Source organism: Pseudonocardia ammonioxydans (assembly GCF_900115005.1).
Taxonomy (GTDB): domain Bacteria; phylum Actinomycetota; class Actinomycetes; order Mycobacteriales; family Pseudonocardiaceae; genus Pseudonocardia; species Pseudonocardia ammonioxydans.
On sequence record NZ_FOUY01000019.1, the window covers coordinates 55,247 to 69,481 of the forward strand.

Sequence of the window (14,235 nt, forward strand, 5' to 3'; positions counted from 1 at the left end):
ACTTCGATGGCAGGTGGGCGGTCACCATACCCACGCCGTCGGGCGGTACGGGCGGACCGAACGGTGGGGGTGAGCAGCGGCACATGACCCTACTCGCGAGTAGAGCCGGTACGTTCTGCCCCCATGACGACAACCGAGAACGCTCTGTCCCCGCTGGTCGTGGCCGTGGATCACGTGGGCATCGCGGTTCCCGACCTGGACGCCGCCATCCGCTGGTACGCCGAGAACCTGGGCCTGGTCTCGGTGCACGAGGAGACCAACACCGAGCAGGGCGTGCGCGAGGCGATGCTGGGCGCGCCGGGCGAGCCGGACTCGGCCACCAAGGTCCAGCTGCTCGCACCGCTGGACGAGAGCTCGACCATCGCGAAGTTCATCGACCGCAACGGCCCCGGCCTGCAGCAGGTCGCCTACCGCGTCACCGACGTGGCCGCGGCCGCGGACACGCTGCGCGCCAAGGGCCTGCGCCTGCTCTACGACGAGCCGCGGCGCGGCACGTCGAACTCGAAGGTCAACTTCGTGCACCCGAAGGACGCCGGCGGCGTGCTGGTCGAGCTGGTCGAGCCGGCTTCCGACGCGCACTGACCCCATCGCGACCCCGGCGGGCAGTACGTGTGTCCGGTGGCATGGGTCACGAACCCGTTCCGGGGCGTCACGCCCGCCCGGGGGCTGCGGTTAGGATACTAAGCAGTAACTTGCGGTATCCCAAGCAATCGGGGTCAATGCATCCCGCACACTCCCCTAGCAACGTCGCCATCGGAGGCCAGCAGTGAAGGACATCCGCGACGCCATCCTCGCCGGACAGTTCGCCGACGTCGGCGGCCTGGAGGTGCCCGAGACCTACCAGGGCGTGACCGTCCGGGCCGAGGACGCCGACATGTTCGAGGGCCTGCCCACCCGCGAGAAGGACCCGCGCAAGAGCCTGCGCGTCGAGGACGTCCCGGTGCCCGAGCTCGGGCCGGGCGAGGCGCTGGTGGCCGTGATGGCCAGCGCGATCAACTACAACACCGTCTGGACGTCGATCTTCGAACCGGTCTCGACGTTCAGCTTCCTCAAGCGCTACGGCAAGCTCTCGCCGCTGGCCGCGCGGCACGACCTGCCCTACCACGTGGTCGGCTCCGACCTCGCCGGCGTCGTCATGAAGACCGGCCCGGGCGTGAACTCCTGGAAGGCCGGCGACCAGGTGGTCGCCCACTGCCTGTCGGTCGAGCTGGAGAGCCCCGACGGGCACTCCGACACGATGATGGACCCGGAGCAGCGCATCTGGGGCTTCGAGACCAACTTCGGCGGTCTCGCCGAGCTGGCGCTGGTGAAGTCCAACCAGCTGATGCCGAAGCCGGACCACCTGACGTGGGAGGAGGCCGCCTCCCCGGGGCTGGTCAACTCCACCGCCTACCGTCAGCTGGTGTCGCGCAACGGCGCCGACATGAAGCAGGGCGACGTCGTGCTGATCTGGGGCGCCTCCGGCGGGCTCGGCTCCTACGCCACCCAGTTCGCGCTCAACGGCGGCGCCACCCCGGTCTGCGTGGTCTCCTCCGAGGAGAAGGCCCAGATCTGCCGGGACATGGGCGCCGAGCTGGTCATCGACCGCAACGCCGAGGGCTACAAGTTCTGGTCCGATCCGCAGACCCAGGACCCGAAGGAGTGGAAGCGCTTCGGGGCGAAGATCCGCGAGCTCACCGGTGGTGAGGACCCGGACATCGTCTTCGAGCACCCCGGCCGGGAGACCTTCGGTGCCTCCACCTACGTGGCCCGCAAGGGCGGCCAGATCGTCACCTGCGCCTCGACCTCGGGCTACATGCACGAGTTCGACAACCGCTACCTGTGGATGAACCTCAAGCGGATCGTCGGCTCGCACTTCGCCAACTACCGCGAGGCGTTCGAGGCCAACCGGCTCGTGTCCAAGGGCATGATCCACCCGACGCTGTCGCGGGTGTACCCGCTCGCCGAGACCGGGCAGGCCGCGCACGACGTGCACCGCAACACCCACCAGGGCAAGGTCGGTGTGCTGGCGCTGGCCCCCGAGGAGGGCCTGGGCGTGTCGAACCCGGAGAAGCGCGAGCAGCACCTCGAGGGGATCAACCGCTTCCGCGGCGTCTGACCCGAGCAGTGCACGACACCCGACCGGGTGACGAGGGCCCGTCCGTGTCCCACGGGCGGGCCCGCTCGCTCGGGGACGTGAACCTCGTGACCCGTAACCGATCTCACGACCGTGCAACGCGGGCGACGGTACGGTGACCCCCATGGCCGGTGACCACGATGTGCCCGTACCCCGGACCGGTTTCTCGATCGCGCGCCGCGGATACGACCAGGCGCAGGTCGACAGCCACCTGCGCCGGCTCGACGCCGAGGTGCGGATGCTGGCCGCCGACCGGGACGCCGCAGTCGCCCAGAACACTCGGCTGAGCCGCGAGCTCGACGACGCACGCACCCGCACCGAGGCCATGCAGCAGCAGGTCAACCGCCTCGCCGGGCCGCCGCAGAGCGTCCAGGGCATGAGCGAACGGTTGCGCTCGATGCTCCGGCTGGCCGAGGACGAGGTCGCCGAGATGCACTCCAAGGCCGACCGGGAGATCGCCGAGCAGCGCCGGCAGGCCGAGGAGCACGCCCGCACCGTCGTGACCGACGCCCGGGCCCGCGCCGACCAGCTCATCGCCGACGCCGAGGCGCACCGGGCCGACCTGGACCGCAAGGCCGAGCAGCGCGACCAGGAGCTGGACGACAAGCAGGCGCGGATCGAGCGCGAGCTGGCCGACCTGCGGGAGCGGACCGAGACCGAGCTCACCGAACAGCGGACCAGCACCGAGCGCTCGCTGACCGAGCAGCGCGAGAACACCCTGCGCGAGCTCGCCGAGCAGGAACGCACGGTCACCGACCGGATCACCCGTCTGGACGCCGAGGCCCGGGAGAACCGCGAGCAGGTCGAGCACGACTTCCGGATCGCGATGGACCAGCGCCGGACCGAGGCGCTCAGCGCCCTGTTCACCGAGCGGGACGGGCTGACCGAGGAGATCGCGCGGCGTCACCGGGAGACCGACGAGCAGATCCGCCGGTCGCTGGACGAGGCCCGCACCGAGGCCGAGACGATCCGGTCCGACGCCCGCCGCGACGCCGAGGAGATCACCGAGCGCGCCCGCCGCCGGGTCGAACAGCTCACCGGCCTGCGGGAGAAGGTGGCCGAGCAGCTGCGGTCGACCCGGTCCCTGATCGAGAACGAGGCCGACGACCTGACGGCCGGCCCCACGATCGCCGACGTGCCGGAGCAGCAGCCCGAACCCGCCTCCGACCGGGACGGCCGCCCGTCGCCGACCCCGCGGCCCGCGCACTACGCCGAGCCGGGCGCCCGCCGCTGACCGGGCCGGCGGCCCCGGGCGTGTCAGTGCCGCTGGGTGTGTCAGTGCCGCCGAGTGTCAGTGTCGCCGGGAGTGTCAGTGCCGCCGGAAGCCGGGACGGCGGCGGTCCCGGGCGTTCCAGCACGGCAGGTGCCAGTGCCTGCGGTCCTCGACGCCGCCGGTCTCGTCGGCCGGCCAGGTGACCACGTGCGGGGTCCCGGACGGCAGCACCTGGTCGCAGCCCGGGCACCGGTAGGCCTTCACCGACGCCCCGCCGGAGACCCGGCGAACGTTCCACTCACCGTCGCGACCGCTCTCCCGCGACGTGATCATGCTGCTGCCGAGCGGCGGCGCGGCGGGACGGCCCCGCCCCCTCTCCGTGGGGCGGGGCCTTCGGGAACGTCCGCGGGCCATGCGTCTACCGCTGGGTGTAGTCCCGGAACCCGTGGCCGGTCTTGCGGCCGAGCCGGCCCGCCGTCACCAGGTGTTCCAGCAGCGGCGCGGGGGCGAACCCGGACTGGCGGAACTCGGTGTACAGCGAGCGCTCGATCGCCAGCGAGACGTCCAGGCCGACGACGTCGAGCAGCTCGAACGGCCCCATCGGCAGCGCGCAGCCGGTCTTCATGGCGGCATCGATGTCGTCGGCGGTGGCGTAGTGCGCCTCGAGCATCTTCACCGCATCGTTGAGGTACGGGAACAGCAGCGCGTTGACGATGAACCCGGCCCGGTCCCCGCAGCTGACCGGCACCTTCTTCAGGTTCTTGGTCACCTGCAGCACGGTGGAGGCCACGTCGCGCGAGGTACCGATGGTCGACACGATCTCGACCAGCTTCATCACCGGCGCCGGGTTGAAGAAGTGCATGCCGACGACGTCGGCCGGTCGCCGGGTGGCGGCGGCGCACTCCACGACCGGCAGCGACGACGTCGTCGTCGCCAGGATCGCGCCCGGCTTGCAGATGTCGTCGAGCGCGCCGAACATCGCCCGCTTGACGTCGATCTCCTCGGCGACCGCCTCGACGACCAGGTCGACATCGGCCATGTCCTCGAGCTGCGTGGTGCCGGTGATCCGGCCGATGGCCGCGTCGCGGTCGGCCTCCTCCAGCTTGCCGCGGGCGACCGCCTTGTCCAGCGACTTCTTCACGCCCCCGATCGAGCCCTCGACCTTGGAGTCGCTGCGGCCGCGGACGACGACGTCGTACCCGGCCTTGGCGAAGACCTCGACGATGCCCGAGGCCATCGTCCCGGTCCCGACGACGCCGACCCGGCTGACGTCGCGCAGGGTCACGTCGGCGGGGACCTCGCTCGACGGCGTCTCGCCGTCCGGCACGACGGTGGAGCTGTGCGGCGCCTGGTAGGTGTAGAAGCCGCGGCCGGTCTTCCGGCCGAGCAGACCCGCGGTGATCATCTGCTTGAACACCGGGTTCGGCGCGTGCATCAGGTTGCGCGACTCCCGGTACATCGTCTCGAGGATCTCGTAGGCGGTGTCCAGGCCGATGAGGTCGAGCAGCGCCAGCGGGCCCATCGGGTAGCCGGCGCCGTGGCGCATGGCGGCGTCGAGGTCCTCGCGGGTGGCGTAGCGCTCGGCGTACATCTTCGCCGCGTGGTTGAGGTAGCCGAACAGCAGCGCGTTCGCGATGAAGCCCGCGCGGTCGCCGATGACGACCGGCACCTTGCCCAGCGAGTCCGCGAACGTCTCGACGTCGGAGATCACGTCCGGCTCGGTGACGACGGTGCGCACGACCTCGACCAGCTTCTGCACCGGCGCCGGGTTGAAGAAGTGCATCCCGACGACCTTGCCGGGACGCTTGGTGCGCACGGCCAGCTCGGTCACCGACAGCGACGAGGTGTTGGAGCAGAGGATCGTCTCCTCGCCCACGACGGCGTCGACCGCGGCGAAGACCTCGGCCTTGGCCTCCAGGCTCTCCGGGATGGCCTCCACCACCAGCTGGGCCGGGGCCAGGTCGGACAGCGAGGTGCTGATCGTGATGTGGCCGAGCAGCTCGTCGGCCTGCTCCTGGCTGAGCTTGCCTCGCTCGATCGCGCGTCCGGTGGAGGCGTCGAGGTGGGCCCGGCCGCGCTCACCCGCTGCGGCGTCGACCTCGACGGCGATCACGTCCAGGCCGTTGCGGGCGAACACCTCCACGATGCCCGCGCCCATGGTGCCGAGGCCGACCACTCCGACCGTCCGGATCTCGCGTCCCACGCTGGAACCTCCCAGTTCGACGACTTCCGCGATCCTGCCATTCCGTGCCCCGTGAGTGGTTTTCGCGGTCAGGACCGCGAAAACCACTCACGGGCCCGGAGGGCACCCGTGATCGCCCGCATGACCGCCGCGGGCCGCCGGAAGCTGACCACCGGGACCGGCAGGCCGAAGCGCTGCCGGGCGATCGACTGGGTGCGGGCGAACTCGCGGAGCCCGTCGGCACCGTGGATGCGCCCGAAGCCGGACTCCCCCACCCCGCCGAAGGGCAGCGCCGGGATCCCGGCGAACGAGATGACGCCGTTGATCGACACCATCCCGGTCCGGAGCCGGCGGGCGATCTCCTCGCCGCGCTTCGCGGAGAACACGGTGGCGCCGAGGCCGTAACCGGTGGCGTTGGCGCGGCGGACCGCCTCGTCGGCATCGGGCACCCGGTTCACCACGACGAGCGGGCCGAACGTCTCCTCGGTGACGGCGACCGAGTCCTCCGGCACGTCCGCGAGCACGACCGGCCGGACGGAGCAGACCCCGTCGTCGCCGGCCTGTCCGACCGAGTCCGCGCCGCCGACGATCGCCCGGGCGCCCTTGTCCAGGGCGTCGGTGACGTGCCGGCGCACGACCTCGATCTGCGACGGCATGGTCATCGGCCCGAGCTGGCCCTCGTGGGTGGCCGTCCCGACCTCCAGCACCGACGCCGCCGCCCGCACCTTCTCCAGGAACCGCCCGGCGACCGACTCGACGACGTAGACGCGCTCGACGCCCACGCAGGTCTGGCCGGCGTTGGACATGCCGCCCCAGACCGCGGCATCGGCGGCGGCGTCCAGGTCGGCATCGGCGTCGACGATCAGGGCGTCCTTGCCGCCGCACTCCATCAGCACCGGCACCAGGTTCTCCGCGCACGAGGCCATCACCCGGCGGCCGGTGGCCGCCGAGCCGGTGAACGCGACCTTGCCCACACCCGGGGCGCGGCACAGCTCGGCGCCGGTCGCGCCGAAGCCGGTGACGACGGTGAGCAGCGGGTACCGGCCGACCTCGGGGACCGCTTCGGCGAGGGTCCGGGCGAGCTCGTGCCCGACCCCCGGGGTCAGCTCGGAGGGCTTGAAGACGACGGTGTTGCCTGCGGCGAGTGCGTAGGCGATCGAGCCCATCGGGGTGAAGATCGGGTAGTTCCACGGCCCGATCACGCCGATGACGCCGTAGGGCCGGTAGGTGATCGACGCGGCCTGGTTCGCCATCAGCAGGCCCGGCGGGACCGACCGGGTGTCGAGCACCTTCTGCGCGTTGCCGGCCGCCCACCCCAGGTGGTCGATGGCGAGGATGACCTCGAGCCGGGCGTCGTCGAAGGGCTTGCCGGTCTCGTCGGCCACCACCCGCGCGACCCGGTCCAGCTGCCGGACCAGCACCTTCTTCCAGGCCGCGAGGCGGGTGCGGCGCCCGGCGAAGCCCAACCCGTCCCACCACTCGGCGGCCGCGGCGGCGTCCCGGACGGCGCCGCGGACGTGCTCGCCGTCGTGCACGGGGTAGCGGGCCAGCTCGGCGCCGGTGCGCGGGGAGAGCGAGGCGAACTCCGCCGGTACGGCGGTCGTGCTCGCGGTGGAGTCGGCGGCGGTGGAGTCAGCGGCGGTGGCACTCACGTGGTCAGCCTAAGGGCGACGCGAGGGTCCGGACGGGCCCGGCCTGGCCCGCGGGGCCCGGGAGCCGCAGGTCGGGCCGCACGATCAGAACAGCAACAGGTCGTCGCGTTGCATCCCGCGCAGCGCGTCGTAGTCGACGGTGACACACCGGATGCCCCGGTCGGTCGCCAGCGTGCGCGCCTGCGGCTTGATCTGCTGCGCGGCGAAGACCCCCTGCACCGGCGCCAGCAGCGGGTCCCGGTTCATCAGCTCGAGGTAGCGGGTCAGCTGCTCGACGCCGTCGATCTCACCGCGCCGCTTCACCTCGACCGCGACGTGCCCGCCCGCGGCGTCGCGGCAGAGCAGGTCGACCGGGCCGACCGCGGTCATGTACTCGCGCCGGACCAGGGTCCAGCCCTCGCCGAAGGTGTCCGGATGTGCGGCCAGGAGCTCCTGCAGGTGCGCCTCGACACCGTCCTTGACCAGCCCGGGATCGACCCCGAGCTCGTGCGACGAGTCGTGCAGCACCTCCTCGATGGTGATGACCAGGGTCTCGTCGGCCTTGTTGCGCACGGTCCACACGCCGGGCTCCTCGGTGAGCCGGCACGGCGGCGACATCCAGTTGAGCGGCTTGTAGGCGCGGTCGTCGGCGTGCACGCTCACCGACCCGTCCGCCTTCACGAGCAGCAGCCGGGGCGCCATGGGGAGGTGGGCGGTCAGCCGCCCGGCGTAGTCCACCTGGCAGCGGGCGATGACGAGACGCACCCGGCCGACTGTAAGGCTGCCGGGGCGGCCCGGGGTGGGCGGGTCGTCGGCGGATGCAGCACGCTGGGCGGGTGATCGAGCAGACCTCGACCCGCCGCGTCTACACGAACAGCTGGATGACCGTCCGGGAGGACGGCATCCGCCGCGCCGACGGTTCCGAGGGGATCTACGGCGTCGTCGACAAGCCCACCTACGCCCTGGTCGTCCCCCGCGACGACGCGGGCCGGCTGCACCTGGTCGAGCAGTTCCGCTACCCGGTCGGCGAGCGCCGCTGGGAGTTCCCGGCCGGCACCGCGCCGGACCGGGCCGAGGCCGACCCGGCCGAGCTGGCGGTGCGCGAGCTCGTCGAGGAGACCGGGCTCGTCGCCGGGTCGATGACCCCGCTCGGCACGCTCGACGTCGCACCGGGCATGTCCAGCCAGCGCGGCCACGTCTACCTCGCGACCGGGCTGACCCAGGGCACACCGCGGCGCGAGCACCAGGAGCAGGACATGCGGGCCGCCTGGTTCACCCCCGCCGAGTTCGAGCGGATGACCGGGGACGGGCAGCTCACCGACGCCCAGACCCTCGCCGCCTACACCTTGCTGCGCCTGCACGACGCGCGCCGCGCCGCCAGCCGCTGATCGTCGGCGGCGGCGAGCAGCCGCCCGAACAGCGCCGTGTCGAGCGGCGGGTCGCCGTCGAAGGTGTCACGGACCAGGGCGGCGCCGCGGACGTCGTGCCCGGCGGTCGGCTCGGACCGGACGACGACGGTGACCAGCCCGGCCGCGCGGGCGGCCTGCAGCCCGGGTGCGGAGTCCTCCACCGCCACGACGCAGGCCGAGGGCATCCCCAGCCCGCGCAGCGCGCGCCGGTAGGCCTGCGGGTCCGGCTTGAGCGCGGTGACGTCGTCGCCGTACACGGCGACTGCGAGCTCACCGGCGACGTCGCCGATCAGGTGCCGGACCAGCGGCTCGGCCCACTCCCGTCGTCCGGTGGTGACCACCCCGACCCGGACCCCGCACCGGCGCAGGTCCGCCACCAGCGACCGCACCCCCGGCCGGGCCGGGATCGTGCCCGCGCGGGCGTGCTCGGCGAACAACGCGGTCTTCGTCCGGTGCACCGCGGCCGCGATCCGGTCGGCCTCCCCCGCCGGCACACCCCGGGTACGCAGGTCGGCGGTGATCCGCTGCCGCCCGCCGGTGACCCGCAGCAGCCGGGCGTAGTGCTCCGGGGTCCAGTGCACGGCCACGCCGTGCTCGGCAAACGCCCGGTTGAACGCCGGCCGGTGGCCGTCCCGCTCGGTCTCGGCGAGCGTGCCGTCCACGTCGAACAGCACGGCCGGGGGCGCGCTCACCGGTCCAGCTCCATCAGGTGGAACAGGATCAGCAGCTGGGCGATCGCCAGCGGTTCGCTGCGCGCGTCGCCGAGCCGGCCCAGCGACTCGGGCGCGCCCCCGCCCGGGTCCCCGAGCTCGGCCCAGATCGCCTTCTCCACCGCCAGGCTCTCCTCCCGCGGCACGTAGCCGTGCACGTGCAGGGACTCGGCCGGGCGCCCGTCCGGATCGCGCTCGAGCTTGAGGTGCATCGCCCGGGTCAGCCCGGGCTGCAGGACCGCGGAGAGGTCGGGGTGCGGGATCGTCGGGCGCAGCATCACCGTCGCCGACAGCGGCGTGCCCGCCGGGTCGTCACGGCTCTCGATCGGCGCGAACCGCACGACGAGGTCGGCGTGCCGGCGCTGCGGGCGGATGTGCGCGGCCGACTCGGGTTCGCGCCGCTCCAGCTCGGCCAGCACCTGCTCGGGTGTGTAGCCGCGCTTCGCGCAGTCGCGCTGCACCTTCCACCCGCGCCGGATCTCCTCCGGCGGGTCCAGGAACACCGTGACGTCGAAGCACGCCCGGGCCGGTTTCGAGTACAGCGGCAGCAGGCCCTCGACGATCACGACGTCGGCGGGCTCGACGAGCTCGGGCCGGACCAGCTCGCCGGTCGCGTGGTCGTAGACCGGCTTGAGCACCGGCTCGCCGGTGGCGAGCAGCTGCAGGTGCTGCTCCATGATCCCGACGTGGTTGCAGTCCGGGTGCAGCGCGGTGAACGGCAGGTCCTTGCGTTCGGCCCGGTCGTAGCGGTGGTAGTCGTCGGTGCACAGCGACACGCAGCGCCCGGGCCCGAGTGCCTCCTCCAGCCCGCGGGCCAGGGTGGTCTTGCCCGCGGCGCTGTCCCCCGCGATGGCCAGCATGATCGGACGGCGGCCGGCCCGTTCGGGCCGGGCCCGCCGGATGCGCAGTGACTTGTCCGGCACGGCAGCGCTCCTCTCCGGTCAGGGAGGACACGACGCTACGGAGACACCCCGGGCCGCTCTCCCCCGTCACGGGGGAGCCACCGGGGGAGATCGCCACTTATCGTGGCCGGTATGACACAGGCCACTCCGCTCCGGCTGGTCGTGGTCGACGACCACGAGATGGTGGTGCAGGGGCTGAAGGCGATGCTCGCCCCGTTCCGCGGCCGGGTCCGGGTGGTCGGCACCGCACACGACGCGGTGGCCGCGATGGACGCGGTGCTGTCGCTGGCACCCGACATCGTGCTGTGCGACGTCCGGATGGCCGGCGACTCCGGGCTCGACCTGTGCCGCCGGCTGCACGAGCGCCTGCCCGAGCAGAAGGTCGTGCTGCTCAGCGTCTACGACGACGAGCAGTACCTGTTCCAGGCGCTGCGCGCCGGGGCAGCCGGATACCTGCTCAAGCGGATCGGCGGCGAGGAGCTCGTGCGCCAGCTGGAGCTGGCCGCGTCCGGGGTGACGGTGGTGGACGCGACGATGGCCGGCCGCGCCGCCGCGTCGGCGGCCCGGCTGGAGCGCAACGAGTTCTGGCCGGGTGCCCGGCTCGGGCTCACCCACCGGGAGAGCGAGGTGCTCGCGCTGCTGGTCGCGGGGCACTCGAACCGGGCCATCGCCGCCGAGCTCGTGATCGGCGAGGAGACGGTGAAGTCGCACGTCCGCGCGGTGCTGCGCAAGCTCGACGTCCCCGACCGCACGGCCGCGGTGGCCGCGGCGCTGCGCGAGGGCGTGTTCCGGTGACCGCGGACGGGACCGGGCGCGGGCTCGGGCTGGGCGATCCGGAGCGGGAGAACGCCGTGCTGCTCGGCATCATCGAGGCCACGGCGTCCGGGCCCGGGGTGGAACCGCTGGCCGCCGCGGTCGCCCGGGTGATCACCGAGGCGACCGCCACCGACATCTGCTTCGTGCACGTGCTCGACGACACCGACACCGCGCTCACCCTGGCCGGGGCAACCCCGCCGTTCGACGCGCGGGTCGGCACCGTGCACCTGCCGCTCGGGCACGGGGTCAGCGGCTGGGTGGCCGCGCACCACACCCCGGCCGTCATCACCAGCGACAAGACCTCCGACCCGCGCTATCTGCCGATCCCGGAGCTGCGCGGCGCGGACTACACCTCGATGGTGTCGGTGCCGATGCTGTCCGAGCCGTACGGCCTGGCCGGCGTGCTCAACGTGCACACCGTGGACCGGCGCGAGTTCGGCGACCGGGACGTGCGGCTGCTGCTGGCGATCGGGCGGCTGCTCGCCGCGGCCCTGCACCAGGCCCGGATGCACCGGCGGCTGCGGGCCCGCGGGCGCGCGCACGAGCGGTTCGCCGAGCAGACCGTCGCGGCCCAGGAGACCGAGCGGCGCCGGCTCGCCCGCGACATCCACGACGGCATCTCGCAGCGGCTGGTCACGCTGTCGTTCCACCTGGACGCGGCGGCGACGCTGCTGTCGCACGGCGGCGCCGGCGACGTCGACGAGGCCCGCGCCCAGCTGGCGCACGCCTCGGGGCTGGTCGGCACCACGCTGGACGAGGCGCGGGCGGCGATCGGGGCGCTGCGCCCGCCGGTGCTCGACGACCTCGGGCTGGCCGGCGCGCTGGCGGCGCTGGTCCGGGACGTGCCGGACCTCGACGTCCGGCTCGACCTCGACGAGCGGCGGCTGCCGGACCACGTGGAAGTGGCGCTGTACCGGATCGCCCAGGAGGCACTGCAGAACGTGCGCAAGCACGCCGGCGCCCAGCGGGTCGCGCTGCGGCTGGCGGCCGGGGACCCGAACGTCCGGCTGGAGATCGCCGACGACGGCCGTGGGCTGTACCGCGAGCCGTCCGGCGGCGGACAGTCCGGCGGGCTGTCCGACGGCGGTGCGCACGAGCGGAGCGGGTCCGGCTACGGGATGGCGTCGATGCGCGAGCGCGCCGACCTGATCGGCGGGACGCTGCAGGTGCGCTCGCGCCCGGGGTCGGGCACCACGGTCGTCGTCACCGCCCCCCGCGACACCGAACTCTCCGACACAGACCTTGCCGACACCGAGCCGGTCGACACCGAACCGCTCGATACTGAGCCGATCGGCGAAGAGTCGATTGGAAACACTCGATTGTCCGACTGATGGTCTGCCCGCACGCTGAGGTGCATGAGCGACCGATGGAGCGCGGGCGTCATCCCCTACGCGGAGATGGGGTACTGGCAGCCCGACTACCAGCCCAAGGACACCGACCTGCTGTGCGCGTTCCGGGTCACCCCGCAGGACGGGGTGCCCCCGGAGGAGGCGGGGGCCGCCGTCGCCGGTGAGTCGAGCACCGCGACCTGGACCGTCGTCTGGACCGACCGGCTGACGACCTACGAGCACTACCAGGCCAAGTGCTACGCGGTGGAACCCGTGCCGAACGTGCCCGGCCAGTGGATCGCCTACATCGCCTACGACCTCGACCTGTTCGAGGAGGGCTCGATCGCGAACCTGACCAGCTCGATCATCGGCAACGTCTTCGGGTTCAAGCCGCTGGCGGCGCTGCGCCTGGAGGACATGCGGATCCCGCCGCACTACGTGAAGACCTTCCCCGGCCCGCCGCACGGGATCGTCACCGAGCGCGAGTACCTCGACAAGTTCGGCCGCCCGCTGCTCGGTGCCACCACGAAGCCGAAACTGGGCCTGTCCGCGCGGAACTACGGCCGGGTCGTCTACGAGGCGCTGCGCGGTGGCCTCGACTTCACCAAGGACGACGAGAACATCAACTCCCAGCCGTTCATGCGCTGGCGGGACCGCTACCTGTCCTGCATGGAGGCGGTGAACCGGGCACAGGCCGAGACCGGCGAGATCAAGGGCCACTACCTCAACGTCACCGCGGCGACGATGGAGGACATGTACGAGCGCGCCGAGTTCGCCCGCGAGCTCGGCAGCGTGATCGTCATGGTGGACCTGACCGTGGGCTACACCGCGATCCAGTCGCTGTCGCGCTGGGCCCGGCGCAACGGCGTGATCCTGCACCTGCACCGGGCCGGGCACGGCACCTACACCCGGCAGAAGAACCACGGCGTGAGCTTCCGGGTGATCGCCAAGTGGATGCGGCTGGCCGGGGTGGACCACATCCACGCGGGCACGGTCGTCGGGAAGCTGGAGGGCGACCCGAACTCGGTCGCCGGGTTCTACGACGTGCTCCGCAAGGGCCGCTACCGCGCCGACCCGGCCAAGGGGCTCTACTTCGACCAGGACTGGGTGTCGATGCCGGCGACGATGCCGGTCGCCTCCGGGGGGATCCACGCCGGACAGATGCACCAGCTGCTGCACCACCTCGGCGAGGACACCGTGCTGCAGTTCGGCGGCGGGACGATCGGGCACCCGATGGGGATCGCCGCGGGCGCCGAGGCCAACCGGGTCGCCGTCGAAGCGATGATCAAGGCGCGGAACGAGGGGGCGGACTACCTCACCGAGGGCCCGGAGATCCTGCGGGCCGCCGCCCGGCGCAACCGTCCGCTGGAGACGGCGCTGGCGACCTGGGGCGACGTCACCTTCGACTACGCCTCGACCGACACCCCGGACGTCGTCGCGACCCCCACCCCGGCCTAGGAGCCACCACATGCGGATCACCCAGGGCACGTTCTCGTTCCTGCCCGACCTCACCGACGACGAGATCACCGCGCAGATCGGCTACGCGCTCGGGCACGGCTGGCCGTGCGCGGTGGAGTTCACCGACGACCCGCACCCCCGCAACACCTACTGGGAGATGTGGGGCATGCCGATGTTCGACCTGGCCGACCCCGCCGGGGTGCTCGCCGAGGTCAACGCCTGCCGCGAGGCCCACCCGGAGCACTACGTCCGGGTCAACGCCTACGACGCGTCGCTGGGCAGACAGACGGTGGCGCTGTCGTTCCTGGTGCAGCGCCCGACGGCGGAGCCGGGCTTCCGGCTGGACCGGGCCGAGGGCGCCGACCGGCGGATCGGCTACACCGTGCACTCCTACGCGACCGAACGGCCGTCGGGGACCCGCTACCCGGTCCCCGGTGGGCACCAGGGCAACGGCCGTGCCGCGCACTGAC

At 72.7% G+C, this 14,235-nt stretch carries 14 protein-coding genes; 8 read left to right on the plus strand and 6 right to left on the minus strand.

Features of this window, described 5'->3' with window-relative positions; translation table 11 throughout:
* Positions 1–123: 123 nt before the first annotated feature.
* From mce to BM093_RS18710, 3 genes are all read left to right on the plus strand, one after another.
* Entirely contained in the window at positions 124–582 is a 459-nt protein-coding gene (gene mce, locus BM093_RS18700) for a methylmalonyl-CoA epimerase (RefSeq protein ID WP_093345577.1), read from the plus strand.
* Between the two features lie 184 nt (positions 583–766).
* Positions 767–2,098 (plus strand): crotonyl-CoA carboxylase/reductase, encoded by a 1,332-nt coding sequence (gene ccrA, locus BM093_RS18705; protein WP_093345582.1) that lies wholly within the window; start codon positions 767–769, stop codon positions 2,096–2,098.
* A gap of 142 nt (positions 2,099–2,240) precedes the next feature.
* Positions 2,241–3,350: a hypothetical protein gene (locus BM093_RS18710; protein ID WP_093345586.1), complete on the plus strand. Its 1,110-nt coding sequence runs from the start codon at positions 2,241–2,243 to the stop codon at positions 3,348–3,350.
* Positions 3,351–3,425: 75 nt separating this feature from the next.
* On the opposite strand, the gene BM093_RS18715 is transcribed toward BM093_RS18710, so the two are convergent.
* From BM093_RS18715 to nucS, 4 genes are all read right to left on the minus strand, one after another.
* A complete protein-coding gene (locus tag BM093_RS18715; RefSeq protein WP_093345590.1) occupies positions 3,426–3,662 on the minus strand; it encodes a hypothetical protein in 237 nt (78 codons plus the stop codon).
* Between the two features lie 85 nt (positions 3,663–3,747).
* A complete protein-coding gene (locus tag BM093_RS18720; protein WP_093345596.1) occupies positions 3,748–5,532 on the minus strand; it encodes a 3-hydroxyacyl-CoA dehydrogenase family protein in 1,785 nt (594 codons plus the stop codon).
* A 68-nt stretch (positions 5,533–5,600) separates the two neighbouring features.
* A complete protein-coding gene (locus tag BM093_RS18725; protein WP_093345602.1) occupies positions 5,601–7,163 on the minus strand; it encodes an aldehyde dehydrogenase family protein in 1,563 nt (520 codons plus the stop codon).
* Positions 7,164–7,247: 84 nt separating this feature from the next.
* Positions 7,248–7,907, minus strand: coding sequence for an endonuclease NucS (nucS, locus tag BM093_RS18730; protein WP_093345607.1), 660 nt, complete (start codon positions 7,905–7,907; stop codon positions 7,248–7,250).
* A gap of 74 nt (positions 7,908–7,981) precedes the next feature.
* Between nucS and BM093_RS18735 the strand changes: the two genes are divergently transcribed.
* Positions 7,982–8,530, plus strand: a complete 549-nt coding sequence (locus BM093_RS18735; RefSeq protein WP_245773633.1) for an NUDIX domain-containing protein — start codon at positions 7,982–7,984, stop codon at positions 8,528–8,530.
* Here BM093_RS18735 and BM093_RS18740 read toward each other — a convergent pair.
* Both BM093_RS18740 and BM093_RS18745 read right to left on the minus strand, forming a co-directional pair.
* Positions 8,482–9,243, minus strand: a complete 762-nt coding sequence (locus BM093_RS18740) for an HAD-IA family hydrolase (RefSeq protein ID WP_093345614.1) — start codon at positions 9,241–9,243, stop codon at positions 8,482–8,484. The genes BM093_RS18735 and BM093_RS18740 overlap by 49 nt on opposite strands.
* Complete coding sequence (locus BM093_RS18745; RefSeq protein WP_093345619.1) at positions 9,240–10,184, minus strand: phosphoribulokinase; 945 nt, start codon at positions 10,182–10,184, stop codon at positions 9,240–9,242. The genes BM093_RS18740 and BM093_RS18745 overlap by 4 nt, the downstream gene beginning before the upstream one ends.
* A gap of 111 nt (positions 10,185–10,295) precedes the next feature.
* On the opposite strand from BM093_RS18745, the gene BM093_RS18750 reads away from it, so the two are divergent.
* From BM093_RS18750 to BM093_RS18765, 4 genes are read left to right on the plus strand one after another with little or no spacing between them, the layout of a single operon-like run.
* A complete protein-coding gene (locus tag BM093_RS18750) occupies positions 10,296–10,958 on the plus strand; it encodes a response regulator (RefSeq protein ID WP_093345624.1) in 663 nt (220 codons plus the stop codon).
* Positions 10,955–12,310 (plus strand): GAF domain-containing sensor histidine kinase, encoded by a 1,356-nt coding sequence (locus BM093_RS18755; RefSeq protein ID WP_177238569.1) that lies wholly within the window; start codon positions 10,955–10,957, stop codon positions 12,308–12,310. Before BM093_RS18750 ends, BM093_RS18755 begins: the two co-directional genes overlap by 4 nt.
* Positions 12,311–12,334: 24 nt before the next feature.
* Entirely contained in the window at positions 12,335–13,765 is a 1,431-nt protein-coding gene (locus BM093_RS18760) for a form I ribulose bisphosphate carboxylase large subunit (RefSeq protein ID WP_093345628.1), read from the plus strand.
* A 10-nt stretch (positions 13,766–13,775) separates the two neighbouring features.
* Positions 13,776–14,234 (plus strand): ribulose bisphosphate carboxylase small subunit, encoded by a 459-nt coding sequence (locus BM093_RS18765; RefSeq protein WP_093345633.1) that lies wholly within the window; start codon positions 13,776–13,778, stop codon positions 14,232–14,234.
* The last annotated feature ends 1 nt before the right edge of the window (position 14,235 follow it).

Bases quoted from the DNA above. Each gene is read 5' to 3' on its own strand.
- BM093_RS18765 (WP_093345633.1), top strand. From the start codon at position 13,776: ATGCGGATCACCCAGGGCACGTTCTCGTTCCTGCCCGACCTCACCGAC.
- BM093_RS18760 (WP_093345628.1), top strand. From the start codon at position 12,335: ATGAGCGACCGATGGAGCGCGGGCGTCATCCCCTACGCGGAGATGGGG.
- BM093_RS18715 (WP_093345590.1), bottom strand. From the start codon at position 3,662: ATGATCACGTCGCGGGAGAGCGGTCGCGACGGTGAGTGGAACGTTCGC.
- BM093_RS18750 (WP_093345624.1), top strand. From the start codon at position 10,296: ATGACACAGGCCACTCCGCTCCGGCTGGTCGTGGTCGACGACCACGAG.
- BM093_RS18710 (WP_093345586.1), top strand. From the start codon at position 2,241: ATGGCCGGTGACCACGATGTGCCCGTACCCCGGACCGGTTTCTCGATC.
- mce (WP_093345577.1), top strand. From the start codon at position 124: ATGACGACAACCGAGAACGCTCTGTCCCCGCTGGTCGTGGCCGTGGAT.